At 45.7% G+C, this 24,578-nt stretch carries 23 protein-coding genes; 8 read left to right on the top strand and 15 right to left on the bottom strand.

What is annotated here, in order from left to right; genetic code table 11:
- Positions 1–204: 204 nt before the first annotated feature.
- From RXX31_RS06960 to RXX31_RS06920, 9 genes are all read right to left on the bottom strand, one after another.
- Complete coding sequence (locus tag RXX31_RS06960) at positions 205–621, bottom strand: hypothetical protein (protein WP_317588346.1); 417 nt, start codon at positions 619–621, stop codon at positions 205–207.
- Positions 605–1,657, bottom strand: a complete 1,053-nt coding sequence (locus tag RXX31_RS06955; protein WP_317588345.1) for a formate dehydrogenase subunit gamma — start codon at positions 1,655–1,657, stop codon at positions 605–607. Before RXX31_RS06955 ends, RXX31_RS06960 begins: the two co-directional genes overlap by 17 nt.
- A 14-nt stretch (positions 1,658–1,671) precedes the next feature.
- Positions 1,672–2,280, bottom strand: coding sequence for a formate dehydrogenase FDH3 subunit beta (gene fdh3B / locus RXX31_RS06950; RefSeq protein ID WP_317588344.1), 609 nt, complete (start codon positions 2,278–2,280; stop codon positions 1,672–1,674).
- 11 nt (positions 2,281–2,291) lie between these two features.
- Positions 2,292–5,147 (bottom strand): formate dehydrogenase subunit alpha, encoded by a 2,856-nt coding sequence (locus RXX31_RS06945; protein WP_317588343.1) that lies wholly within the window; start codon positions 5,145–5,147, stop codon positions 2,292–2,294.
- 10 nt (positions 5,148–5,157) lie between these two features.
- On the bottom strand, positions 5,158–5,358 hold the full coding sequence (locus RXX31_RS06940) for a transcriptional initiation protein Tat (RefSeq protein WP_317588342.1): 201 nt from the start codon (positions 5,356–5,358) through the stop codon (positions 5,158–5,160).
- Positions 5,359–5,430: 72 nt separating this feature from the next.
- Positions 5,431–6,057 (bottom strand): molecular chaperone, encoded by a 627-nt coding sequence (locus RXX31_RS06935; protein ID WP_317588341.1) that lies wholly within the window; start codon positions 6,055–6,057, stop codon positions 5,431–5,433.
- 9 nt (positions 6,058–6,066) lie between these two features.
- The gene (locus RXX31_RS06930; protein ID WP_317588340.1) at positions 6,067–7,728 is read right to left on the bottom strand and encodes a 4Fe-4S dicluster domain-containing protein; all 1,662 of its coding nucleotides are present in this window, start codon (positions 7,726–7,728) and stop codon (positions 6,067–6,069) included.
- Positions 7,729–8,032: 304 nt separating this feature from the next.
- Complete coding sequence (locus tag RXX31_RS06925) at positions 8,033–8,647, bottom strand: DUF3306 domain-containing protein (protein ID WP_317588339.1); 615 nt, start codon at positions 8,645–8,647, stop codon at positions 8,033–8,035.
- Positions 8,637–9,104: a DUF3305 domain-containing protein gene (locus tag RXX31_RS06920; protein WP_317588338.1), complete on the bottom strand. Its 468-nt coding sequence runs from the start codon at positions 9,102–9,104 to the stop codon at positions 8,637–8,639. Before RXX31_RS06920 ends, RXX31_RS06925 begins: the two co-directional genes overlap by 11 nt.
- Positions 9,105–9,434: 330 nt before the next feature.
- Between RXX31_RS06920 and RXX31_RS06915 the strand changes: the two genes are divergently transcribed.
- Positions 9,435–10,265, top strand: coding sequence for a formate dehydrogenase accessory sulfurtransferase FdhD (locus tag RXX31_RS06915; protein WP_317588337.1), 831 nt, complete (start codon positions 9,435–9,437; stop codon positions 10,263–10,265).
- A 339-nt stretch (positions 10,266–10,604) separates the two neighbouring features.
- Here RXX31_RS06915 and RXX31_RS06910 read toward each other — a convergent pair whose 3' ends face one another.
- From RXX31_RS06910 to RXX31_RS06900, 3 genes are all read right to left on the bottom strand, one after another.
- Positions 10,605–12,197 carry an ABC-F family ATPase gene (locus RXX31_RS06910; RefSeq protein WP_317588336.1) on the bottom strand — a complete coding sequence of 531 codons (1,593 nt, stop codon included), beginning with the start codon at positions 12,195–12,197 and terminating at the stop codon, positions 10,605–10,607.
- 141 nt (positions 12,198–12,338) lie between these two features.
- The gene (locus RXX31_RS06905) at positions 12,339–14,381 is read right to left on the bottom strand and encodes a cache domain-containing protein (protein WP_317588335.1); all 2,043 of its coding nucleotides are present in this window, start codon (positions 14,379–14,381) and stop codon (positions 12,339–12,341) included.
- The gene (locus RXX31_RS06900) at positions 14,371–15,822 is read right to left on the bottom strand and encodes a sigma-54 dependent transcriptional regulator (RefSeq protein ID WP_317588334.1); all 1,452 of its coding nucleotides are present in this window, start codon (positions 15,820–15,822) and stop codon (positions 14,371–14,373) included. The genes RXX31_RS06905 and RXX31_RS06900 overlap by 11 nt, the downstream gene beginning before the upstream one ends.
- Before the next feature lie 319 nt (positions 15,823–16,141).
- Between RXX31_RS06900 and RXX31_RS06895 the strand changes: the two genes are divergently transcribed.
- From RXX31_RS06895 to RXX31_RS06870, 6 genes are all read left to right on the top strand, one after another.
- Entirely contained in the window at positions 16,142–16,960 is an 819-nt protein-coding gene (locus RXX31_RS06895) for a substrate-binding domain-containing protein (RefSeq protein WP_317588333.1), read from the top strand.
- A gap of 6 nt (positions 16,961–16,966) precedes the next feature.
- A complete protein-coding gene (locus RXX31_RS06890; protein ID WP_317588332.1) occupies positions 16,967–17,665 on the top strand; it encodes an ABC transporter permease in 699 nt (232 codons plus the stop codon).
- A 43-nt stretch (positions 17,666–17,708) separates the two neighbouring features.
- Positions 17,709–18,428 carry an energy-coupling factor ABC transporter ATP-binding protein gene (locus RXX31_RS06885; protein ID WP_317588331.1) on the top strand — a complete coding sequence of 240 codons (720 nt, stop codon included), beginning with the start codon at positions 17,709–17,711 and terminating at the stop codon, positions 18,426–18,428.
- Complete coding sequence (gene mobA / locus RXX31_RS06880) at positions 18,406–18,993, top strand: molybdenum cofactor guanylyltransferase MobA (protein WP_317588330.1); 588 nt, start codon at positions 18,406–18,408, stop codon at positions 18,991–18,993. The genes RXX31_RS06885 and mobA overlap by 23 nt, the downstream gene beginning before the upstream one ends.
- Positions 18,990–20,768, top strand: a complete 1,779-nt coding sequence (locus RXX31_RS06875; protein ID WP_317588329.1) for a bifunctional molybdopterin-guanine dinucleotide biosynthesis adaptor protein MobB/molybdopterin molybdotransferase MoeA — start codon at positions 18,990–18,992, stop codon at positions 20,766–20,768. The genes mobA and RXX31_RS06875 overlap by 4 nt, the downstream gene beginning before the upstream one ends.
- Positions 20,769–20,935: 167 nt before the next feature.
- Positions 20,936–21,202 carry a DUF2960 domain-containing protein gene (locus tag RXX31_RS06870; protein ID WP_317588328.1) on the top strand — a complete coding sequence of 89 codons (267 nt, stop codon included), beginning with the start codon at positions 20,936–20,938 and terminating at the stop codon, positions 21,200–21,202.
- Between the two features lie 74 nt (positions 21,203–21,276).
- Here the strand turns inward: RXX31_RS06870 and nagK are convergent, their stop codons facing one another.
- Entirely contained in the window at positions 21,277–22,185 is a 909-nt protein-coding gene (nagK, locus tag RXX31_RS06865; protein ID WP_317588327.1) for an N-acetylglucosamine kinase, read from the bottom strand.
- Positions 22,186–22,357: 172 nt separating this feature from the next.
- On the bottom strand, positions 22,358–23,107 hold the full coding sequence (locus RXX31_RS06860; RefSeq protein WP_317588601.1) for a tRNA-uridine aminocarboxypropyltransferase: 750 nt from the start codon (positions 23,105–23,107) through the stop codon (positions 22,358–22,360).
- Between the two features lie 139 nt (positions 23,108–23,246).
- On the opposite strand from RXX31_RS06860, the gene RXX31_RS06855 reads away from it, so the two are divergent.
- Positions 23,247–24,065: a sterol desaturase family protein gene (locus RXX31_RS06855; protein ID WP_317588326.1), complete on the top strand. Its 819-nt coding sequence runs from the start codon at positions 23,247–23,249 to the stop codon at positions 24,063–24,065.
- 67 nt (positions 24,066–24,132) lie between these two features.
- On the opposite strand, the gene RXX31_RS06850 is transcribed toward RXX31_RS06855, so the two are convergent.
- Positions 24,133–24,513 carry a hypothetical protein gene (locus tag RXX31_RS06850; RefSeq protein ID WP_317588325.1) on the bottom strand — a complete coding sequence of 127 codons (381 nt, stop codon included), beginning with the start codon at positions 24,511–24,513 and terminating at the stop codon, positions 24,133–24,135.
- Positions 24,514–24,578: the final 65 nt, after the last annotated feature.

The following is a 24,578-nucleotide window of genomic DNA, read 5'->3' as shown; positions in this document are numbered from 1 at the left end:
TCATCTCGCCGTTCGCACATTTTTGCGCAACCATTTCGCACCAAAAGTGTCTGGCTGCACCAAGCTAATGCGCACCAAATTGTTAACTAAATGTAGATTTATATGCAACCAAGGATAACTTGGCACAAACTGGGTGCATATTTATTTGTGACGAATAGCCAATAAAAAACCGCCTTGCTCGGCGGTTTTAAATGTTTTGGCGTTCTACAGGTTCGGACCTGTAGAAGGCCTGTGTGGCTTGTTATTGCGTAGTTGATGCATGCCTTGGAACATTCTCCATAGCCAGACGCCTATCGCGACCACAGCGAACACACTGCCTATATAAGGAATAACATAAGCGATGTTATCTAACAGCGAACTGCGTACCCAATAATCACTGACCCCTTTTAACACACCATTGGTGGTCGCAACGGTCACGATTAAAACAACAAAGAACGTAAGGTACAGGAAGAAAGTACGAATTAGCCCGTAATAATGCGAGATAACCACATCACTGTCTTCGCCTTTGTCCAAACGATAACCAGCATAGATAATAGCGACAACGCCAGAGATCAAAAACGTGAACGGGGTTAAACAACTCAGGATATACGCAATCCAAATCCCGTTATGATGTTTGTTCATTCGCTTTCGCTCCTTTATCTGTAGCTTTAGCCTCGTCTGATTCTCCCATTGCCTCTTGAGATTTGACTTCTTCGTACCAGAGATCGTGGTGCTCTTTCGCCCATGTTTCGTCAACCTCACCCGTTACCATGCCTTCCAGTGCACCTTCCATACCGAACAGGCCGATATAGATGTGGAAAACAAAGCCGCAGATAAGAATGAGCGCTGAGACTGCGTGAATAAGGTTAGACAGCTCCATATCACGGCGGGTTTGATCAAAGATAGGGAAATCCAAAACCAGACCACTTGCTGCTGCGATTGCACCGACAAAAATGAGCAACCAGTAAACCGCTTTCTCACCACCGTTTGAGAAACCTGCCGATGGATGAGTGCCTTTGTGTTTACCCACCATCCCGCCCATTTTCATGAACCAACGTACGTCCGTCATGTTAGGGATCGATTTACGCCACCATTTCAGCAGAATTAACGTCAACAAGATGAAGAACAGCGGTCCCACGTAATTGTGGTATTGCTTCGCCAGCATAACGATGAAACCCCAGAATTCACTAGGAACGTAGGGTTTCAGGAAGTGCTTGCCGTAAACGAGCATTAATCCACTAAACGCGAGGGTTAAAAAGGTAAACGCCATGCTCCAGTGAAGCGCACGGTCCAAACGAGACCAGCGTTTGATTTTTTTACCCGTGCGAGGTTTGCTCAGCATCAATGGCCCAACAAAGATATAAGCCAGGACAACCAGCGCGATACTACCGAAAATAGCGATGGCGCCAGCTGGAGACATCCACTTTTCTTTCAGGATGTACCAGGTTTCGCCCGGTTTACTGATGAGCACGCCATGCTCTGGTGATTGGGATGTGGTGTAACCAGCTTCACCCTGCCTCAACTGACGCCAATAATCCGCACCGGCAAGTTGCGTCATCTCCTGTTGCATGACTTTAGAAGATTGCTCTTCTGCAGTCGCAGGTATCGAGAAAGTCAGCAGTAATGCTGTCATTAACGACAGCATTACCAGAGACGCACGTTTTAAAGTGTTTAACATGTGTCTCTCCTTACTTAGCTTTTGGTTGCGTCGTAAGAAAGATCATTTCCGTCTGTCCAACCTGCATTCTTAGCGCCGCGCTCTACCACTCGCTGACGGAAAATATCAGAGACTTTCTCTGCATCACCAGCCAACAATGCTTTTGTTGAACATAATGACGCACACATCGGCAGCTTGCCTTCTGCAATACGGTTTGCACCATACTTCTGACGCTCTTCAACCGAACCAGGTTCCGTCTCAGGACCGCCAGCACAGAAGGTACACTTGTCCATTTTGCCACGCTCACCAAACGCTTCTTGTTTAGGGAACTGGGGCGCACCAAAAGGACACGCAAACAGACAGTAACCACAACCGATACACAGATCTTTGTTGTGAAGTACGATGCCGTCTTCAGTGTACTCAAGACAGTCTGCAGGACACACCGCCATACATGGTGCGTCAGTACAGTGCATACAAGCAACAGAGATTGAGTTTTCGCCCGCTTCACCATCATTTAGTGTCACGACTCGGCGACGCTGTATGCCCCACTCAAGCGCATCGTCGTTTTCGTTCTTACATGCAGTAACACAACCGTTACACTCGATACAGCGTTTGGTGTCACATAGGAATTTCATTCGTGCCATTGTCAGACTCCTTACGCTTTACGAATGTTACATAGGGTTACTTTGGTTTCCTGCATTAAGGTAACCGGGTCATAACCGTAAGTCGTTGCCGTGTTGGCAGACTCACCGCTGACATACGGTTGTGTGCCTTCAGGATATTTCGGGCGTAGATCTTCACCTTCAAATTCACCACCAAAGTGGAACGGAATGAACGCCAGCCCCGGTTTCACACGACGAGTGACCATCGCTTTGACCTTGATTCGGCCTTTCTCCGCACCTTCAACCCAAACATCGTCGCCATCTTTAAAGCCAAGATCGTTCGCGTCTCTCGGGTTTACTTCTACGAACATCTCTTGTTGCAGCTCTGCCAACCAAGGGTTTGAACGGGTTTCATCACCACCCCCTTCGTATTCAACTAAGCGACCTGATGTCAGAACAATTGGGTACTCACCAGATTTGTCTTGGTCCTGAATCGATTTGTATAACGTCGGCACACGGAAAATCGCGTCTTTGTCTTCCCAGGTTGGATAATCCGTTACAAGGTCACGTCTTGGTGTGTAAAGTGGTTCACGGTGCAGTGGCACACGGTCTGGGAATGTCCAAACAATCGCACGTGCTTTTGCGTTACCAAATGGGATACAACCGTGAGCAATAGCAACACGCTGAATACCGCCAGACAGGTCGGTTTTCCAGTTTTTACCTTCCGCTGCTACCTTCTCTTCGGCTGTCAGGTCATCCCACCATCCTAGTTGTTTTAGCAACTTGTCGGTAAATTCCGGATAACCATCTTTGATCTCACTGCCTTTCGAGTAGCTGTCTTCAGCGAGCAGGTTTTTACCTTCAAATTCCACACCGAAACGCGTCCGGAAGTTACCACCCCCTTCGGCAACGGTCTTAGAAGTATCATACAGAATGTGCGTGCCCGGGTGCCCCATCTCTGGCGTGCCCCAACATGGCCAAGGAAGACCATACGTGTCACCATTAATTGGTCCGCCCTCAGCTTCAAGCGTGGTTTTGTGGAAGGTGTGCCAGTTTTGTTGGTGCGCTTTTAAACGCTCTGGGCTTTGTCCTGTGTAACCGATGGTCCACATACCCTTGTTGAATTCACGGGTCAGATCTTCAATCAGAGGTTGGTTGTTTTCCACACGAATGTTTTTGAACAACAGATCGTCATAGCCAAGCTTTTTCGACAGCAGATACATGATCTCGTGGTCTGGTTTGGAATCAAACAAAGGTTCGACTACCTGATCGCGCCACTGTAAAGAGCGGTTAGAAGCTGTAACACTGCCGTAAGTTTCGAATTGGGTCGTAGCTGGAAGCAGGTAAACACCATCTGTGCGATCGTTCATTACCGCCGCTACCGTTGGGTATGGATCAACGATGACCATCATATCCAGTTTCTGCATCGCTTTTTTCATCTCAACACCACGTGTTTGAGAGTTGACGGCGTGTCCCCAATAGAACATGGCACGAATGTTTTCACGCTGACGAATGTTGTCTTTATTTTCTAACACACCGTCGATCCAACGTGATACAGGAATACCAGCGCTGTGCATTGGTTTTTGGCCACCGTACTCGTTGTCATCAAAACGTGATTGGATCCACTCGTAATCGACATCCCAAACTTTTGACCAGTGACGCCAAGAGCCTTCAGAAAGGCCGTAGTAGCCTGGCAAGGTATCAGCAAGAACACCAAGGTCGGTTGCACCCTGTACGTTATCGTGACCACGAAAAATGTTGGCACCACCGCCAGATTTACCGATGTTACCGAGCGCTAGTTCAAGTACACAGTATGCGCGAGTGTTGTTATTACCCGTGGTATGTTGAGTACCACCCATACACCATACAACGCAGCCCGGGCGGTTTTCTGCAAGCAGTTTTGCGGTCTGGTAAACGTCTTCTTCACTTACTCCTGATACGCGTTCAACTTCTGCTGGCGTCCATTTTGCGACTTCAGCACGGATTTCATCCATACCAAATACACGCTGACGGATAAATTCTTTATCTTCCCATTGGTTTTCAAACACGTGCCACAATACACCCCAAATGAAAGCGACATCAGAACCCGGACGAAGAGACACAAAATGATCGGATTTGGCTGCAGTACGCGTACGACGAGGATCCGCAACCACGATCTTACAGTTGTTTTTCTCTTTAGCGATCAGGATATGTTGCATCGCAACTGGGTGTGCTTCTGCAGGGTTAGAGCCAATGAACAGCATAGATTTGCAGTTATGCATGTCATTGAAAGAGTTTGTCATTGCACCGTAGCCCCAAGTATTTGCTACACCCGCTACCGTGGTTGAGTGACAGATACGCGCTTGGTGATCAACGTTATTGGTACCCCAAAGTGATGCCATTTTGCGGAACAGGTACGCCTGTTCGTTACTGTGTTTCGCACTGCCTAAGAAGTAGACAGAATCAGGACCGGACTCTTCACGGATATCCAGTACCTTATTGCCGATTTCTTCAATGGCTTCGTCCCATGACAGCTTTTTCCATTTGCCATTTTCAAGCTTCATTGGGTATTTGAGGCGGCGTTCACCGTGGCCGTGTTCGCGCAGAGCTGCCCCTTTCGCGCAGTGTCCACCAGCATTAAATGGGTGATCGAACGCTGGCTCCTGACCGGTCCAAACCCCATTTTGAACTTCAGCGTAAATACCACAGCCGACCGAACAATGAGAACAGATCGTACGCTTCACTTCGGTTTTTGCTTCTGGATCGACGGTTTTCGCTTGTGCTTTTTTCATCATACCCGGCGCGAACAGGCCTGCGCCAACCACGGCACCACCAGCAGCAATCGAGGTGTTCTTCATAAACACTCGGCGAGAAATGCCAAGTTGATTGGTTTCTTTGCTCACACTGTCGGAGCGTTTGACAAGTTTCATCTCTTACCTCCTAAAGTGTGTCGTAGTAATCACGAATGTGTTGAGTTTCACGGTACCCTTTCTTCTTCACGTCTTTATCAGAAGACTCAACCGTTTCCGACGCGTTTGCCACTTTCGTGGTTCCTGCGACGACGGCACCAGCAACGGCAGCGGTTGTGAAGCCTTTCAATAGCTCCCTGCGGCTTGAGTTTATTTCTTTATTATCTTTCATCATTGCTTCCTTACCTTCCGGTAGATCTTTGGAGGATCATGCCTCTCTATCAATATGCTATGTACTGCTCGATTACTCGTAATCAGTGACGTTTTTCACATCAATTTTTAATTTGGCTTTAGTGCTCTTAGTATTCTCGCTAAATCGCACCTGCTCCAGGGTTAAAAACGCGTCGCAAAGCTGAGCTGCTGGCTGGTAAAAATCCGCGCTTTCTGCATTTTCTAATTGATGAGTAAACGCCTTGAACCAAGGAGCGATGTGTTTGTTAAACACGGCTTGCTGTAGCCCTTCTTCTTCGTCTGTTAGCATGGCCATCACTTCACAAAGGGCTGAGATATGATCTTCGGGCTCTTTCACGTTCTCGGCACGCTCAATACCTAACAGTTCTAAATCGTGACGAATATCGGCCAGTGGTTTTTCCATCATTGACCCTGTGAGGTGCCATGAAGCGAACGGAACCACTTCACCACGTCCAATACCGATAAAGAGATCTTGATATTCATCTTCAAGCGTTTCTCTTTCGGCACGTTCTGCCGCTAGCTGAAGCCCAGTCCATGCTTGTTGCATTGCGCTCGCTGAAGGTTCCACTTGCAGAGATTTAAGAAACTCAAGCATTTCTTCCGTTGGAGCATTGCGAAAGAGCGCCGATAAGATCAGATAAATTTCTGTTCTCAGTGTTTGTTCTTGCTGTTTTTCCACTGTGAGCTCCTAATACTTCAGTTGTTTCAATGGGTCAGAGGCCATCGACTCGAACATGTCGGCCACACGGCAGTCTTCACACATCGCGATACGGTTAATCGCGGTTTCATCAGTAAAATGAGAATGTCCACGCAACTTGTTTTGCAGCATGTCGATCATGGATTGTGGGGCGAAAGGCTTATGACAACGAAGACACTCTGCCGCTTTTTCTTCGTGAATCACCACAGCTTTCTGACGCTCTTCTTTTACCCAGTTCATACGAGGTGTCAGCGTAAGCACATTTTCAGGACACGCTTTCTCACATAGGCCACATTGAACACAGTCTTGTTCAACAAATTTAAGTGATGGCGAATGACCATCAGTATGCAGTGCACGGGTTGGACACACGGCGACACAACTCATGCACAGGGTGCAGTCTTTACTTTCACAGGAAACGGAGCCATAAGGCGCATTGCCCGGTAAGTCGACAACATTTTCGACAGGGATACGCGATGCAGATAGCGCATCCAGGGCAGTAAACAGACGCTGACGTTTATTCCCTTGCAGCTCTCCCACAGCTAAGTCGAAGGCGTCAGTACACAGCGTTGGCGCGCCCTCTCGAAGTGATTCCAAATAAAGGATGTCGATGGTTTCTTTTGCAATGCCAAGTTGATCGAGAAGCTCTTGTGCAATACCGACTTCACTATTGAGTACACGCAGAATCGTTGGAGGCATAAAACGCGAGGCGGCAAACAGAACCTGAGTCGCGCCGTTCACCAGTGCCGCAAACCAAGTATCGATACCAACAGATGGCAGCTCTTCTACCACAATAGGAATGACGTTATCTGGCAGCACTTTTAAAGCCATCACGTTATAAGTTTCATGGCGCGAGCTACAAATAAGCACAATAGGATTAACGCCACCTGCTTTCTCATAATTGGCTAACGTGCGCTCGATGAATTTTTGTGTATCTTCCGGATTTGGTAGCGCATAGTGAATGGCTTCAGTAGGACAAGCCGTCGCACAAGTTCCCACACCCTGACAGAGATAAGGATTGATCTCGATACGATGTCCTGTTTTCGGACTGCCTTCACTGGACAATGCCCCTGCTGGACAGGCATCAACACAACGTTCACACCCTTTTACGCCTCGCGAGCTGTGTGCACATAGGTCAGTGTCTAAGCGGAAAAATTTCGGTTTATCGAACGTCCCCATTAACGTTGGGATCTCTTCCAGTGCTTCGGCCAGTTTTGGATAACCACGGCCCACTGGGTAATAACCCGGCGCAGGGACTTCTTCAGGCATGCAGCTGTTCAGGCAAAGATCGAGAACGACATCAAAACAATCGGTATTAATTGCTACTTTAGCGAGATTGTTTGTCGAGCCGTTATTTTCGATAAGGACTTCAAAGGTCCCCAGGAAGCCAGAAACCTGAACGGCATTTGCATAGTAAAGCTCTCGATGCGTTCCCTTTTCCCCGTCGGTAGAAAGCAAGGTAAGGCTAGTCATTTGTGACAGCTGTGACGCCGCACTTTCAATGATTGCTGTCGGGCCAACGATTAACGTATTACCACCACTTTCGTAGCTTACCGTTGGCGGGATCAGGTTTGTTAACTCGATGGTATTATCAAAAGCGTACAGCCTTGCTTTACCGTTACTGGAAGTCGTTTGTTCTAATAGTTGTTTCAACATTGCTCGTTTCCATTGTTCAACATGGATCATCTTCCATCTTTCATTGTAGTTAGCGCGCTCGATTCTGCTGATTAACTTATAAATAAGCTGCTTTGTCTGGAGTATCACGGCCCATAACAAAACGCAGACAAGCGATAAATTTACATGAAGATTGGTAATAACAACCTGATAGCAAACGCCATGCCAGGTTTTATTCTATTTATATTCAATAATTTATCTTGATTTTAATGGAATTTTCCTAACAAAAAAGCCGGATGAGACAATATGTCCCACCCGGCTCGTTGAGTATTTAGTCAAAATGTACCTATTTTGTGTGTGGCATATTTTGTCCTACTTGTTCTGATGTTGGATCTGTCGTTTTATTCTCACTTTCTTCAGGCACTGTGTTTTTATACAGTTCTGCGGTATTTTCAGAAGGTTCGGTTATGTCTTGCTCGGATTCATTAACATCGGAAGCGTCAGCTTGAACAGTGGCTAACTCATCGTCTTCTGTAGATAGGTCATCTTCCGTTTTGTCTTTAACCCAGTCTCGTAGTGTCTCTGCGACACCTTCTGAAAGCGACTTCAAATTACTGTAATCGTCATCATAATCGTCTAACCCATCACGGACATTGAACTCTTCTGATAGAAACAGTTTACGCAAAGCGGCTTTTTTTACGCTTTCTGACGCCTCTGAAACCAATAGATTGGCAATCGACATCTCTTCCGGCTTTTGCTCTTGAGCGTCCGCAGTTGTTTCGCTTTCCTCTGTCGTCGTAATCTGTTCAGATACGTCGCTTTCAAAAGCCTCTTCAGCTGAAAGACTTTCTACGATTTCGGTATCTGTCTCATCACTTAGGTTGGCGTCTTGTTGAGTATTTTGAGATTCTTCTAACTTCCGTTTTGACCAACGGCTTAAAAAATCACGACTAGTTGCCATTTGCTCTACCCGCTCCTTTGCGTTTCTTACCTTTCACCTCTAGCATCTCACCGTGGCGCCCAATAAAGGCTTCCATCCAAGCTTGCACAGGTAATGGCATGTCATTAGATAAGACGAGATTATCTCCATCCATATAGCGTGCCGCGACGGCTTGAGAGGCGGTGATTAGTTGTATTGCTGGCTTCTCATTAGAGTCAAGGTTATCCATAACGAGAAAGAGTTTCGGGGTTTGCGAGCTTAGGTTAAATCGGTAATCAGTACGCTCATCTCTATGCAGTTGTAACAGGCAAATATCAGAGGTTTCCTCTGTAGGCGTTAGGTGAAATCCGGTTAATTGCCACTGGGTTGTTACCCATGCGCCTGTGATAATTTCATGCTCAACCAATTCTACGCCGATAGGCCAAGAATCTTCAGTCTTCTCGTATCTGTATTCTAAGTCTTTATTATTGTCCGACATAACTCACCCAACTTGCTTCCTTTGGTTTGATTGGCGAAGAGGACATTCTGACCCATGCTTTCAAACCATTTTAGGTTTACAAAGCAATAAACGCGCCAAATAAACCGTTGTAATACTCAGATAAGGTATAGATATAAGTATTAAATTAGTCGAAACTCAATGGCTTGCCTGTGTCATTCCTGCGAACTCTCAATTTTTATATTAAGCCGAGACAATCACTCGCATTTTCTGGCTTAAGCGCTATGTTGGAATGAGATTTGCTATTTGAACTCGTAACAAACAGAACAACTTTTTTGAGCATGTAGCTCCTTCACTGAACAGGAAAAGACTGTGGTAAAACCAAATATTATTAAAACCAGTGAAAATCCCCTGCAGACTATCGAAGTCGATGTGTACGACGAATATGGTGAAAAGCTGACGAAACAGATCGCCTGCGAACGACCTCTTACCGTCATGTTGAACTGGAAAGAAATCGTGACGTTGATGACGATTGGCTCTCGTCCAGATGCCCTAGTGTTAGGCTACTTAAAGAATCAAAGCTTCTTATCTGACCCTGAAGCGATAGAGTCCGTCATTATTGATTGGGAAACGCATTCAGCAGCCGTGATAACGAAAGAAAACATCGAGCATTTAGAAGGCGCACTGAAAAAGAAAACCGTCACCTCCGGTTGTGGTCAAGGCACCATGTACGGCAATGTGATGAAGCAGTTGGAGAACTATCAGGTTCCGCAAGTACCGCTTAAACAATCAGAAATCTATGCGACCTTAGAAGCTCTCACACACTACAATGATACGTACCGAAAAGCAGGAGCGGTTCACGGGTGTGCCATTTGTAAAGGTAACCAAGTCTTGTCGTTTGTGGAGGATGTTGGCCGTCACAACGCGGTGGATACCCTTGCCGGAGAGATGTGGTTAAATCAGGAAGCTGGCGATGACAAAATATTTTATACGACAGGGCGTCTGACATCGGAGATGGTGATAAAGGTAGCACAAATGGGTATTCCAGTTCTTCTTTCTCGCTCTGGTGTGACTCAGATGGGGCTGGATCTCGCCAGACAATACGGCATTACCACCATCGCGCGTGCGAAAGGATTGCGTTTCCAGGTATTCACTGGGGCTGAAAAAGTCGCGTTTGATGTAAAAGGCAGTAATAACGAATAATTCGTAAACGCAAAGATTGGTGTAAACTTATACTGATCGCAGTCATTAAGTGCTCGGGCATTTTACCAAGCTCGGATTACCCAGTATGTACTGCCTACTCGCTGTGATCAGTATCGTTAATACCGTTTATTCACAAAGGATGTGAACTATGGACAATGACCAGCTTTGGAACTTTTTACTTACGCCTAGTGGTATTATGGTTTCGATGATAATTACATTCGGTGTTGTTGGGATATATGCATACCTAACCGGTCAGTTTAAGGATTAAACATCCAAACGTAAAAAAGACCTCGTTATGAGGTCTTTTCATTTTACTAGATCGCGTCTTAAGGAGTGGTATTAACCATCAATGCCGCGCGATTTAAGGAACTCAGAGTAAGTGCCTTTGAAGTCAGTGATTTTTCCGTCACGAATTTCAAGAATGCGGGTTGCCAGGGAGTCAACAAATACACGGTCGTGAGACACGAAGAACAAAGTACCTTTGTACTGCTCAAGAGCTGTGTTCAGTGATTCGATGGATTCCATATCCATGTGGTTGGTTGGCTCATCCATTAGCAGCATGTTTGGTTTGTGCATCATGATCTTACCAAGCAACATACGGCCTTGCTCACCACCTGATAGCACTTTTACCGACTTCTTGATGTCATCCTGGCCAAACAGCATGCGCCCCAGAAAGCTACGTACAACTTGTTCGTCATCGCCTTCCTGACGCCACTGACCCATCCAATCGGTTAGGTTCATATCTTGCTCAAAGTCATGAGCATGGTCTTGTGCGTAGTAACCAATGTTTGAGTTTTCAGACCATTTGTAGAAACCGTCGCGCGGTTCAAGAACGCCAGCCAATGTGTTTAACAGCGTGGTTTTACCAACACCGTTCTCACCGATAATAGCGACGCGCTCGCCCACTTCAAAAATGGCATTGAAGTTAGTAAACAGGTCATTGTCAAAGCCCTGGCTTAGGTTTTCGACTTCAAGTGCATTACGGAAAAGCTCTTTCGACTGTTCGAAACGAATGAACGGGTTTTGACGGCTTGATGCTTTTACTTCGTCCAGTTTGATCTTATCAATCTGTTTCGCACGTGATGTTGCCTGTTTTGCCTTTGATGCGTTCGCTGAGAAACGCGCTACAAACGTCTGAAGTTCAGCAATTTGTGCTTTCTTCTTCGCGTTGTCCGCTAATAGACGTTCACGAGCCTGAGATGCTGCCGTCATGTACTCGTCGTAGTTACCAGGGTAAATACGAAGTTCACCGTAATCCAAGTCAGCCATGTGGGTACATACTGAGTTTAGGAAGTGACGGTCGTGCGAGATGATGATCATGGTGCAGTTACGTGCGTTAAGCGTATCTTCCAGCCAACGGATTGTATCGATATCCAGGTTGTTGGTTGGTTCGTCAAGTAGCATGATATCTGGGTCTGCAAACAGAACTTGCGCAAGAAGCACACGCAGTTTCCAGCCTGGAGCGACTTCGCTCATCAAACCAAAGTGCTGCTCCATTGGGATACCTACAGCAAGAAGTAGCTCACCCGCCTTTGCTTCTGCCATGTAACCGTCCATTTCAGCAAACTGCACTTCAAGGTCCGCCACTTTCATGCCGTCTTCTTCACTCATTTCTGCCTGTGAGTAAATGCGGTCACGCTCTTTCTTAACTTCCCATAGCTCTTTGTGGCCCATGATTACCGTATCGATAACCGTGAACTCTTCGTACGCAAACTGATCCTGGTTTAGCTTTGCAACACGCTCGTTCGGGTCGTAGCTTACGTTACCACTGGTTTGCTCAAGCTCACCGCTGAGGATTTTCATAAAGGTTGATTTACCACAACCGTTAGCGCCAATTAAGCCGTAGCGGTTACCTTCGCCGAACTTAACTGAGATGTTTTCGAATAGCGGCTTAGCGCCGAATTGTTGAGTAATATTCGCTGTGGAGATCAAAACCTTTACCTTAGCAATTGGAGTGTATTTATAAAAACCGGCCAACGGTACTTGTTAAGGCTACACTCTGCAAGTTTTGTTTTTATTAATTATTCATAAAGCCTTTGTTTTATGCATATCACAGTAACTCTCCAGGCCAGGTTAAGCGATGTTAGTGACCTCCAGCATTAACTCGGCTTTCTTGGGCAAGTAAATACTGAACACACTGCCTTTGCCCCACTCGGATTCTACTTTTAGTTCACCACCCGTTTGGCTCAGAATACTTTGAGAGACCGACAGCCCCAACCCGGTGCCATCACGTTTGGTTGTGTAGAACGGTGAGAATATGCGACTCACGTTTTCTGGTTTGATTCCACAGCCTTCGTCAGCAACGTGGATAACAGCACCTCTGATCTCGTCACCTTCCATCCAGTCATCGCTGGTGACGACCAACTTACCTTTGCCATTCATGGCGTGTATCGCATTCATCTGCAAGTTAACCAATATCTGTAGTAAATGATGGCGATTAATCTCGACTGAAGTATGAGCCTTAAGGTCGGTAACAAATTCAACATCACGTTTCTTCGTGCCCGTTTTAACCAAGGTAATACTCTCATCGATGATCGGGTTGACATGCTGCCAGGTTATCTCATCTTGTACGCCACCCTGTCGGCTGTATTGCAACAAACTGCGCGTGATATTTCTGATGCGATCAATTTGCGCGTGTATAGCGTCAATTTCTTCCTGAACCCGATTCGCGTCCTCACCAAGTTCAAACTGAATCAACTCGATATTGCCAAGTATCACTGCGGTTGGGTTATTGATTTCATGGGCTATTCCTGCAGTCAGTTCCCCAAGGGCAGAGAGCTTTTCATGAACGACGAGTTTATCTCTGGTTTGATTCAGTAGCTGAATGTGCAATTCTAGCTCTTGGGTTTTCTCTCGCAGACTCGCGGTACGTTCATGAACTTTACACTCAAGTTGCGCAGCGGCATTCTTCAGCTCTACTTTACGTTCCTGCAGCGCATCCAGCATGTTATCGAATTGCTTCGCCAGTTGTGCCAGCTCATGATCACCATCCAGTCCTAAAGGGCCAATACGCTTTTCTTTGCCCAGTTGAACCAGTTTTACCACCTTGTGAATGCGTTCTATTGGTCGGAATAAATCGCGCGAACCTCTATACACCATCACTCCGGATACCAGAAGTAGCATCAGCGTTATGAGGCTGACTTCCGCGATGTTGGTCATATACGCTTTGACAAATGGCCACATTAAATACCCGGTATATAGCATGCCGATCACGTTGTCATACTGGTCTTTAATGGGCTGGTAAGCGGTGATATACCAAGCGTCATAAACGTACGCCCTGCCTACCCACATTTCCCCTTTGGTTAGCACTTGCTCAGATACTTCGTTACTCACTGTGGTGCCAATCGCTCTGCCAAGGCGATGATCGCTATCGAGCGGCACGTTGGTGCTCACACGTAAATCTGACAGAAACAGTGTCAGGGTACCTACAGGGCGTAATCGGTCATTCACATTGGGATAAATCAGGTCACGGATCTGATCGACTAACACGGTGCTATTGTTGAGGAGTAAACCGCCGTCTAGGAAGCCGATTAAATCGTTAGCGCGACTATAAACTGGAATGACCGTACGGCTTACTAATCCGCGGGTTTCTGTTTCATGTTCCTGGTTCTGAATCGGTACTTCTGCCCGTTTAGCCAATTCCGGGGAAAGTTGTTGCAGCTCTTCTTTATTCAATACATCAAAGAACGACTCCCGTTTGGTCAAATCGAGAAAGCGGAACTTGTTTTCTATCGAATTCACGTAGTGGAAAGAGAGAAAATCTAACCCGTAACGATGCTTTTGTGCAGAGACCCAGGCTTGGAGCTCTTCCACGGGCATATTCTGATTGATACGGTTGTGAAAATCATAAGAATCTGCGAACGCCGAAACATAGTTGGCTTGCTTTTGTTGCAATAGCTCGACACTGTTTTCTGCGACACCTAAACGTTCTGAGACATCCAACAGCGTATTCTGCCACGTGTATTGAATAGACCAATAAATAGTGATGGCAATCAACGCGAACAGCGTCATGAAGATCGGGGCGGATGTCAGAATTAACAGCCGGTAACGCACCATGGTTTTAAACCGGTGCGTCCATTTCGACAATCCTTTGTGCTGCTGCCATTTAGTTGGCATATTCCTCATCCTCTGCATCCCATTCCTTGTACTTACGTTCTAACGTCTTACGCGCGACACCTAAATCACGTGCGGCTGCCGATTTGTTACCATCATGCAGAGTGACAATCTGTTGAATGTGGGCTTTTTCTACTTCTTTTAAAGTCCAGGTATTAGGGTAACCGTCGCCTAAAAATTCATTACTTTCCTTTAGTGTCGGAAGTTCAGCTGTATGTGAGACGGTCATCGAAACATTCGGCAAAGTGTGAGCACCATTTATTTCACGCCAATGATGCGCGGGAGGCTTTCCAAGTAAGATACAGCGCTCAATCAAGTTTTTTAGCTCACGGATATTACCTGGCCAATCGTATTCGTTCATCGCTTCCATATCTTCATGAGCCCACTTGGGTGCGGGCATGCCTAACTCGCGAGTTAACATATTGCTGAAAAAAGGGACGAGCTCGAAGAGATCACTTTTACGTTCTCGAAGTGGACAGACTTCAATCTTCAGAACGTTAAGGCGGTAATACAAGTCGCTACGGAAATTGCCCTGATTCACTTCTTCCTGAAGGTTTCGGTTCGTCGCGGCGACGACACGAACATCAATGCTAATTTCTTTCTCTGAGCCAACCGGTCGGATTGTACGCTGCTCTAACACACGTAAAAGTGACGCTTGCATCGATAATGGCATTTCACCGATTTCATCAAGAAAAAGGGTTCCGCCGTTGGCCACTCGAAATAAACCTTCACGTGATTTCTTAGCCCCGGTGAACGCACCGGAAGTATGACCAAATAGCTCACTTTCTAATAGCTCTGGTGCTATCGCTGCGCAATTAACGGGAACAAATGGACCACTTCTCCCGCTGGCCTGATGAATTCCACGGGCAACCAGTTCTTTCCCCGTCCCCGACTCCCCTTCAATTAATACTGATGCACGAGATGGTGCAAACTGAGTAATAAGTAACTTAAGCTGACGGGTTTTCTCTGAGCCACCTATGATTTCCGAGCTATTGTAACGTTGATAATCCCGTTTCATCGCATATTGCATACGCTCGTTCAGTCGACGATCCATACAGCGGACTACTGCTTTGAGCATTTGATCGAGATTAAACGGTTTGAGGATAAAGTCTGAAGCACCAAGCTGAAGGGCACGAATTGCGGTTTCAAGGTCGGCATAACCTGTCATGAAGATCACATCGGCTCTTTTATCTTCATCGGTAAAAGCTTCTTCCCACTCAATCCCTGAACGGCCGGGCAGATTTATGTCGAGCAAAATCAGATCATAATGGCGTGAGCTTCTTAGTTGCTCTGCTTCCTCAATGCAGCCAGCCGTATCAACCTGGGAAAAGAGTTTCCCCAACGCTTTTTTCAAAATGGCTTGCATACCTAACTCGTCATCGACGACCAGTACTGAAAAGGCATTGTATTGTTGCTTTGTACTAATATGGGATTGAGAGGACATATTTACCCCAGTTGTTTTCAGGTGGGACAGAGTGTACCAACGCTACAGAATTACCCTGCGCAATAATTGGGACATTTTGTACCAATAGAAGAATTTATGCAAACAAGTCTATGAAATGGCGCATAAATCGCACAATTTTAGGTTGAATATTGTTGGCATCTTGTTTGCTATAAGGGGTATCCAAGTCGCCAATATGTTGGGCTCTTAGAGTCTGCCACTCAAGGAAGGCTTGTGATTTGAGCAATCAAGATCGTTCAGGAACTTCTCACACGTTAAACGTAAAAGAAACCGAAACATCGTTGGAAAGGAAACAAATAAAATGAAAAAAATTGCGCTAACCTTGGCAGCAACGTCAATCACACTAGTAAGTTACTCTGCTTTTTCCGCTCAAGATGGCGAACACATTCGTCTAGCCACTACTACCAGTACTTACCATTCAGGACTACTGGATTACCTGCTTCCAGAATTTGAAAAAGACACCGGCTACAAAGTCGACATTATTGCTGCTGGTACCGGCAAGGCACTTAAAATGGGTGAAAATGGCGATGTAGATTTGGTGATGACACATGCTCCTAAAGCGGAAGGCCTATTCGTAGAGAAAGGATACGGTATCCAGCCTCGTAAGCTCATGTACAACGATTTTGTGATTGTTGGTCCAAAGGCCGATCCAGCTGAAATCAAAGATGATGAAAGCGTTCTTGATGTGTTTAAAGAAATCGCAAGCAAAGACGCAACCTTTATTTCTCGTGGCGATGACTCAGGAACACACAAGAAAGAGATGGGCTTTTGGGCACAAACCAAAATTGAACCAAACTTTGGTGGCTACCGCAGCGTAGGTCAAGGCATGGGCCCTACTCTCAACATGGCGTCAGAGATGCAAGGCTACACAATGACAGACCGTGGTACTTGGTTGGCATACCAAAACAAATTGGATCTGGAAATCTTGTTCCAGGGTGATCAAATGCTGTTTAACCCTTACCAGGTGATCTTAGTTAACCCTGAACGTTACCCAACCATCAATCATAAAGGCGCTCAAGTATTCAGTGATTGGTTGGTTAACCAACATGGGCAGGAATTGATTAACAGCTTCCGCCTCAACGGTAAACAGCTGTTTGTCGCGAACGCGGACAGTCAATAACGTACTATGAATCTTGCTGAAACAACACTAGAAGCACTCCAGCTGCTGGTGAATTTCGACGCAGAGCTTTGGGAGATCGTTGCGGTCTCCTTTAGTGTTTCTATAACGGCAATCTCTCTAGTGGTGTTGCCGGCAATTCTGATGTCCTTTGTGCTTGCCTACACCGATTTTCGTGGGAAGTGGTTTTTGCTGTCGATCGTCAATACGCTTCAAGCAGTACCAACCGTTGTTATCGGCTTATTGCTCTACATGCTTTTGTCGCGAGCTGGCCCTTGGGGTGGCTGGCAAATGCTGTTTACGCAGAAAGCGATGATATTCGGTCAAATGCTGATCTGTTTTCCGGTATTAGTCTCAATGATGCACGGAGCATTGCAATCAAGCGATCGCCGCATGATAGAAACGTCGCTCACCTTAGGTGTATCCCTTCCTCGTGTTGCAGCAACGATGATTTGGGAAACGCGCTTTCCGTTGCTCGCAGCGGTCATCGCAGGCTTCTCTCGTATCGTGACAGAAGTAGGCTGCTCAATGATGGTGGGCGGTAACATTATGGGCGTAACACGTAATATCCCAACAGCAATCGCTATGGAAAGCAGTAAAGGTGCTTTTGCGCAAGGTGTTGCATTGGGAATTGTATTACTATCTTTAGCATTGGCCCTAAATTTCTTCTTATCGAGTATGAGAGGCAAAGGCTACCTTAGAACATGAAGCTAATGATCGACTCGTTTTCAATTCTATGTAGAGGCGTATTATGACTATAAAAATTACCGCCGAGCAATTGTCCATGCGCTTTAAAGAGCGTGTGCTCTTTCACATTCCCGAGTTAACGATTGGACCAAACGATGCAATTTATCTGAAAGGCGATAATGGTGTCGGAAAAACAACATTACTTAAAATTCTGGCCGGCCTGTTAAAAGCATCAACCGGTACCGTAGACGCACCAAAAGATACCTGGCTGAAGAAGCTGACCCGTCGAAATGGTCGTGTCGATGTTATTTATCTCCATCAATCTCCTTACCTATTTGACGGCAGCGTTTACGAAAACGTAGTTTATGGCGTGAAATATCAGCAGGACAACGCAAAAGATAAGCGAGCGCAAGTTATCAACGCGCTACGCATGGTAGGTTTGGAAACCTTAGCCGATGAACATATCTCTGTATTGTCAGGTGGCGAAAAGCAGCGTGTTGCCATGGCGAGAGCATGGATCTTAAAGCCGTCGATTTTATTGATGGATGAGCCAAGTGCTTCACTAGACGCCGAATCGATCGAGCGATTAGTCGTAATGGCCAAAGATCTTTTAGATCGTGGCTCTAGTATCGTGATCACGAGCCATCAAACCAACGCGCTAACCGATTTATGTAAAAAACAGTGGTGGATTAAAAACAAGACTTTGATAGAGTCTCCACTGTTGTATGTCATACCAAAAGAAAACTCCCAAGAGAACGCATATGCTTCAACCAACACAAACTAGTTGGGTCATTTTAGCTGGTGGTCAAGCTAGCCGTATGGGTGGAAAAGATAAAGGTCTGATAGAGCTTAATCAGAAACCACTCATCAAACACGTCATTGAACGTTTATCGCCACAAACTCCAAGCATTTTGATCAATGCAAACCGAAATCAACAGGCGTACAGTCAGTTTGGCTTTGTCTTTAGTGATCAATTCAAAGATTACCCTGGGCCGATGGGCGGTATTCATGCTGGATTGGTGCACGCCGAAACCGACTGGGTTGGATTTGTTCCCTGTGACAGCCCGCAGATTAATACCGACTTAGTTGAGCGCTTTTGTCAGGCAGTCGAAGACGATACGGATATTTTGGTCGCTCATGATGGTGATCACCAACAACCAGTTTTCACGATGTACCATAAGCGCGTACTGCCAAAATTGACCGCGTTTTTAGAGCGTGGCGATCGAAAGATCATTTTGCTTTATAAAGAGTGTCACACCCGTTACGTTGATTTCAGTGACTCACCAAACTGTTTCGTCAACTTAAACACTCCAGAAGAATTGGCGCAATTTGGACAATTAGAATCATGAAACACACGCTAAACATCCCTATTCTTGGTTTTGCCGCTTACTCAGGTACTGGTAAAACTACGTTGCTAGAAGCACTGTTACCAAAACTGACCGAAGCTGGTTTACGTATTGGCATGTTGAAACACGCGCACCACAACTTTGACGTCGATAAGCCAGGTAAAGACAGCTATCGTTTACGCAAGGCTGGTGCTTCACAAATGTTGATCGCATCTCGCAATCGTTTTGCTTTGATGACAGAAACTCCGGATGCTGAGGCAGAGTTCGAATACCTGTTGACTCGTTTTGATGAAGACAAGTTAGATGTTGTTCTGGTTGAAGGTTGTAAAAACATCGCCTTCCCAAAAATCGAACTTCACCGTGAAGAAGTTGGTAAACCGTGGCTTTATCCTCATGACGAAAACATCATCGCGATTGCTTCCGATAGCGGTGAACTGGACTCCGAATTACCACAATTGAACATCAACGATCTCGATGCTATCGCAGAGTTTGTTCTTCAATATGCTAATGCAACAAAACAACCGAAATCGAAAGAGAAAGAAGCCGCATGTTGTGACACGTTATCCCCAGCCTATCTTTCTGTAGAACAAGGTCAGGAGAAAATCCTGTCATTAGTTCATCCTCTGACTGACCTGGAAGCCTGCAAGGTGGAGCGCAGTTACGGACGAGTATTAGCCGATGACATTGTTTCTCCGGTTAATGTGCCTCAATACACAAACTCGGCAATGGACGGTTACGCTATTCGCAGTGACGATCTTGAACGAGAGAGTTATCAAGTGATGGCTGAAGTGCTCGCAGGCTATGCTTATGATAAGCCATTAGAGCTTGGACAAGCGGTTAAAATCATGACTGGTGCGCCTACCCCAATTAATGCTGGTACTGTTGTAATGCGTGAGCAAGCTGCGCAGGGTGGTGACAAGGTAACGTTTAATACAGCAAGTATCAAAGCGGGTCAGAACGTTCGTCAAGCTGGTGAAGATCTTGAAATTGGCAGTAACGTTTTTCAGGCTGGAACTCGCCTTTCCTCTCCAGAAATGGGAATGATCGCCTCTCTTGGTTTTGGACAAGCGAATGTATTCCGAAAATTGAAAGTCGCGGTATTCTCTACAGGTGACGAAGTACAGGCGCCAGGGACAGAGCAGAAACCTAACTCAATCTTCGACTCAAACCGCTTTACTATTATTGGAATGCTTGAACAACTTGGTTGTGACATTCTCGATTTCGGTATTCTGGAAGACAACGAACAACAGATGATCGAAGCATTGGAGCAAGCCTCTCAACAAGCGGATATGGTGATGACGTCTGGTGGCGTGTCTGTTGGTGATGCGGACTACATTAAGTTAGCCTTGGACAAGTTGGGTCAAATTGACTTCTGGCGTATCAACATGCGCCCTGGTCGCCCACTTGCTTTTGGTCAGATCAACAACAAACCGTTTTTTGGCTTGCCGGGAAATCCGGTTGCCGTGATGGTCTCGTTCATCAACTTCGTTGAGCCAGCAATTCGAAAAATGCAAGGTGAGCAAGGCTGGCAACCGTTAAAAGTCAACGCGGTTGCAACAGAAAACTTACGCTCACGTCAGGGGCGAACTGAGTTCAGCCGAGGGTTTTATCAGCTCGATGAAACTGGCCGACTCACCGTTCGCACAACGGGGAAACAGGGCTCTGGTATTTTGCGTTCTATGAGTGAAGCGAATTGTTTAATCGAAATATCCCCTGCTATTGACACAGTTAAAGTGGGAGAAAGCGTGACAATCATCCCTCTTCAAGGCAGAATCTAGCCCCAATAGGTTACTAGCAACGATTTAATAAAGGTCAGCTATGCTGGCCTTTCGTTTTTAGTGAAGTTTGAAGTCGGATTGAAGCTTGACGCTCAGCCTCACTCATCCCTGTAGAGGGTAAAATTCAGTTTCACTAAAAGCACTAACAAACAATTCGAGAGATGACTATGGCTCGCACCATTCTTTACACATACAAGAACGAAGACAAAGAACTGACGTTCTCTTACCAGCAACATCGCAATATTCAGGAAGCCGTTGCTGAAGCAGAAGGTATTGATATTTCTGAATACCTAAAGATGGAACAGCAAATCGAAGCGGTTTCTGATACCAAAGCGGTTCGCAACTACCGTGATAACCACTTTAAAAAACTTGGCTTTAGTAAAATTACTCTGGCTCAAAAAGAAAATTTGGGTGTCGGGAAAAAGAATAAGTAAATTGCACCAAGTAGAAAAAAGCAAAAGCTCGCGATTAAACGCGAGCTTTTTTGTATCTACTGATGTTCAGGAGCTTACTTGATGTTTAGGAACGCTGCGCCGCGAACACCGCCTGAGTCTCCATGTTTGGCTTTGATGATCTTTGGACATTTCGCCACAGACAGCAGGTATTTAGGGATACGTTTTGGCATCTCTTCGTAAATCAAGTCGAAGTTAGATAGACCACCGCCTAAAACGACAACATGTGGATCCGTTGCAGTAAAGATGTTGCCAAAGCAGATTGCAAGGAGTTCCATGAAGCGCTCAACGTGCTCTACTGCTTTTTCTTCACCTTCGCCATACGCTTTGATGATGTCTATTGCTTTTTTCTGTTCACCGAAGTAATGCGCGTAAATGAGTTCAAAACCTCGGCCTGATAGATAGCTATCCAGACAACCTTTTTTACCGCAACCACAACCAAGCAGTGGCGCATTGTCACCCAGATGGAACCATGCATCGAGAGGAAGACGCATATGACCAACCTCACCCGCAACGTGGTTACGACCGGAGAATACTTGACCATCGTAAATAAAGCCGCCACCAAAACCCGTACCTAAGATTAAGCCAAGTACAGAAGGCTCACCTTGCAGATCTTCATCCCATGCCTCTGAAAGCGCGAAACAGTTTGCGTCGTTTTCGATCTTCACTGAGCGACCAACTTTCGCTTCAAGATCTGCACGTAGTGGTTTACCTTTTGCCGCTGGTACGTTCACTGTTAACACAGTTGCATCATCAGCATCTTCCATTCCCGGAAGACCAAGGCCAATGGTGCCTTCACAGCTAAATTCAGCGTCGTACTTATTAATAAGTTCAGCGATCGTGTCGACCAACAGTTCATAATTATCCGTTGGTGTTGGTACACGCTCCGTTGCTACACGCTCAAGCTTTTCGTTAAATGCACCAAACTCAATCTTTGTACCACCGACATCAAAGCCATAATACATGCAATTCTCTCCTAAAAATGCTAAAACGACTCCCAAAATTTACTGGAGTCAAAAGATAAACTTTTGGCATTATCCACATCTATACGCCTACAAACCGTGACCAAATTCAGGTTTATCCCCTCACTCAAACCAGTTGAACAACAAGCGATCAACAAAAATTCATTCCTTAGAGTCAGTTCTCAGTTTTTGTCCACTCCCTGAATCGTTTCAGGTGTGGTCGATTGGGATCCGTTTTGACCCGCGTTTTGGTCAACATATAGGTTTCTCTGAACGCTTCGAACCATAATTGAAGGCACTCCGAGGCCCTATGCTCACCCGCCTGTTTAAGTACGAGCGTGGCAACTTCTGCCGTAGAAAGATGCTGTTCGTTTTCAGAGCGTCGCATTATGTACTCTGAGAGTGTTTCCGGTTGGATCGACAACACCGGCAGCGATTGTAGGTAGTCAGAACGGCGGAAAATCTTCCTCGCTTCACGCCAACTGCCATCAATAAAAATCAAAAGCCATTTCTTGCTGCTGTTTTCAGATTTTCGTAATAACTCAGGGTTAAGGCTGTCCACTAGTCGCTTAGGGTCATCGACATAATCTGCCGGGAATACGATCACCGGTTGATAGTCATCACTTTTTAATAGATCCAGCATTTCCTCTGAGGGTTCTGTGCGATTCCACTGGTATACATAGGTTTCCTCAATGGTGTCGGCAATCAGTCGGCCTGTATTGCTTGGCTTAAACACTTCGTTTTCCGATACAATTAACATGCAAGCGAGGTTGGATTGAATACTTGGCTGTAGTTCACACAAGCAGTGCTGTTTTGAAACCTGGCAATATTGGCAGCGGATGACTTTGCAGCCTCGCGCGTTAAATGATTTTGTCGAGATAGACTGACGGTGCTGATACAAACGGTGAAAAGCGTGAATTCTCATGGGTAGCGATGCCAAATAAAAAGTAGAGCGCGATTCTACTGGCATAACAGTCAAGCCTCAAGGTAAGGTATCAATACCGTAAGAAACTCATAATAAGAACGGTCTGTTCAGGCGGTGACAATAACGAGAGGAAACATCTGTGACAGAAACTGCATTTAACGATCCATCATGGATAAGACTCAGTTGTTTTGTTGGCGTGTTGGTGCTCTGTGCTTTGTGGGAGAACACCTTTCCCAGAAAAAAATTAACCGTGTCCCGCTCTTTTCGATGGATCAATAACCTTACTCTCGTCGCTCTAAACAGTACTATTGTTGCTGTGGTCATGCCTATCGCTGCATTTCAGGCAGCCCTCATCGCGACCGAAAACCACTGGGGGGTATTTAATTTACCGTCGTTTCCTCTTTGGTTAAACGTACTGCTCTCAGTCATACTGCTCGATTTTGTCATTTATGTTCAGCACGTTATATTCCACCGTATCCCTGTACTATGGCAGCTTCATCGTATGCATCATGCTGACTTAGATATCGATGTCACAACGGGTACACGCTTTCATCCGATTGAGATTTTACTATCTATGGGAATTAAAATCGGAGCGGTGTTTACACTCGGTGTCTCTCCAATTGCCATTGTTGTTTTTGAGATCATTCTGAATGCGAGTGCCATGTTTAATCACAGTAATGCGAAGCTTGCGTTGCCCGCGGATGCTTGGTTACGGAAAATCATTGTTACCCCGGACATGCATAGAGTTCATCACTCCGTTATTCCGAAGGAAACACACTCTAATTTTGGTTTCTTTTTGTCGGTTTGGGATCGAATGTTTAAGACGTATCGCGCTCAGCCAGAACTTGGGCACGATCACGTCGTGATTGGATTGCCCGATATTAGAGATGAACGAGAGCAAAGATTGGACTATTTGCTCTCTCAGCCATTTCGCTACCGTGTTAAAGCGAAAAAATAATCGTTGTTCTGGCCGACTCAAACTTCCTTGTACCTTGACCAATTTTTCTAGCCATTCGACCGTATCACTAGCGGAAAATCTGGCGTGACTGTCGATTCTGTCGCACACTCCACAACCAGATTGAAACACCGATAGAAAAGCCCAAAAACAGCGTCTTCATCTGTAAGGCGGTGCTGTTGTCTAAAATTTCCAGTGAGTAATGGGCATGGGAGTTGAATATCACATTGGTTAGTAAAATTATCAGCATTAATACTAACCCTGCCCGACGGTGTCGAATAAGCAGGTATACCGCTAATAAGTCAAAAATGCCCAGTAAACTCCAGTAGATATTTAACCAACGCGGCGCAAAATCATAAGGTAACAGACCATCGACAATATTGTCATAAATGTGGACAACACCGCCAACGGTCAAAAAAAGGCATAAGAGAAACACTACGAATTTATCCATCATCGTTTCCTTATTTTAGTGAATAGCGAAGAGCATATAGAACTAATCGAACAATTTATAATTTT

Source organism: Vibrio sp. EA2, from assembly GCF_033042495.1.
Taxonomy (GTDB): Bacteria; Pseudomonadota; Gammaproteobacteria; order Enterobacterales; family Vibrionaceae; genus Vibrio.
This window is presented reverse-complemented; position numbering and strand designations above follow the sequence as displayed.

Excerpts from the sequence above, each read along its gene's own strand:
- RXX31_RS06860 (WP_317588601.1), bottom strand. The coding sequence starts at position 23,107 with ATGAGAATTCACGCTTTTCACCGTTTGTATCAGCACCGTCAGTCTATC.
- RXX31_RS06850 (WP_317588325.1), bottom strand. The coding sequence starts at position 24,513 with ATGGATAAATTCGTAGTGTTTCTCTTATGCCTTTTTTTGACCGTTGGC.
- RXX31_RS06875 (WP_317588329.1), top strand. The coding sequence starts at position 18,990 with ATGAAACACACGCTAAACATCCCTATTCTTGGTTTTGCCGCTTACTCA.
- fdh3B (WP_317588344.1), bottom strand. The coding sequence starts at position 2,280 with ATGGCACGAATGAAATTCCTATGTGACACCAAACGCTGTATCGAGTGT.
- mobA (WP_317588330.1), top strand. The coding sequence starts at position 18,406 with ATGCTTCAACCAACACAAACTAGTTGGGTCATTTTAGCTGGTGGTCAA.
- RXX31_RS06900 (WP_317588334.1), bottom strand. The coding sequence starts at position 15,822 with ATGTCCTCTCAATCCCATATTAGTACAAAGCAACAATACAATGCCTTT.
- RXX31_RS06925 (WP_317588339.1), bottom strand. The coding sequence starts at position 8,647 with ATGGCAACTAGTCGTGATTTTTTAAGCCGTTGGTCAAAACGGAAGTTA.
- RXX31_RS06945 (WP_317588343.1), bottom strand. The coding sequence starts at position 5,147 with ATGAAACTTGTCAAACGCTCCGACAGTGTGAGCAAAGAAACCAATCAA.
- RXX31_RS06940 (WP_317588342.1), bottom strand. The coding sequence starts at position 5,358 with ATGAAAGATAATAAAGAAATAAACTCAAGCCGCAGGGAGCTATTGAAA.
- RXX31_RS06885 (WP_317588331.1), top strand. The coding sequence starts at position 17,709 with ATGACTATAAAAATTACCGCCGAGCAATTGTCCATGCGCTTTAAAGAG.
- RXX31_RS06890 (WP_317588332.1), top strand. The coding sequence starts at position 16,967 with ATGAATCTTGCTGAAACAACACTAGAAGCACTCCAGCTGCTGGTGAAT.
- RXX31_RS06920 (WP_317588338.1), bottom strand. The coding sequence starts at position 9,104 with ATGTCGGACAATAATAAAGACTTAGAATACAGATACGAGAAGACTGAA.
- RXX31_RS06905 (WP_317588335.1), bottom strand. The coding sequence starts at position 14,381 with ATGCCAACTAAATGGCAGCAGCACAAAGGATTGTCGAAATGGACGCAC.
- RXX31_RS06870 (WP_317588328.1), top strand. The coding sequence starts at position 20,936 with ATGGCTCGCACCATTCTTTACACATACAAGAACGAAGACAAAGAACTG.
- RXX31_RS06960 (WP_317588346.1), bottom strand. The coding sequence starts at position 621 with ATGAACAAACATCATAACGGGATTTGGATTGCGTATATCCTGAGTTGT.
- nagK (WP_317588327.1), bottom strand. The coding sequence starts at position 22,185 with ATGTATTATGGCTTTGATGTCGGTGGTACAAAGATTGAGTTTGGTGCA.
- RXX31_RS06895 (WP_317588333.1), top strand. The coding sequence starts at position 16,142 with ATGAAAAAAATTGCGCTAACCTTGGCAGCAACGTCAATCACACTAGTA.
- RXX31_RS06930 (WP_317588340.1), bottom strand. The coding sequence starts at position 7,728 with ATGTTGAAACAACTATTAGAACAAACGACTTCCAGTAACGGTAAAGCA.
- RXX31_RS06955 (WP_317588345.1), bottom strand. The coding sequence starts at position 1,657 with ATGTTAAACACTTTAAAACGTGCGTCTCTGGTAATGCTGTCGTTAATG.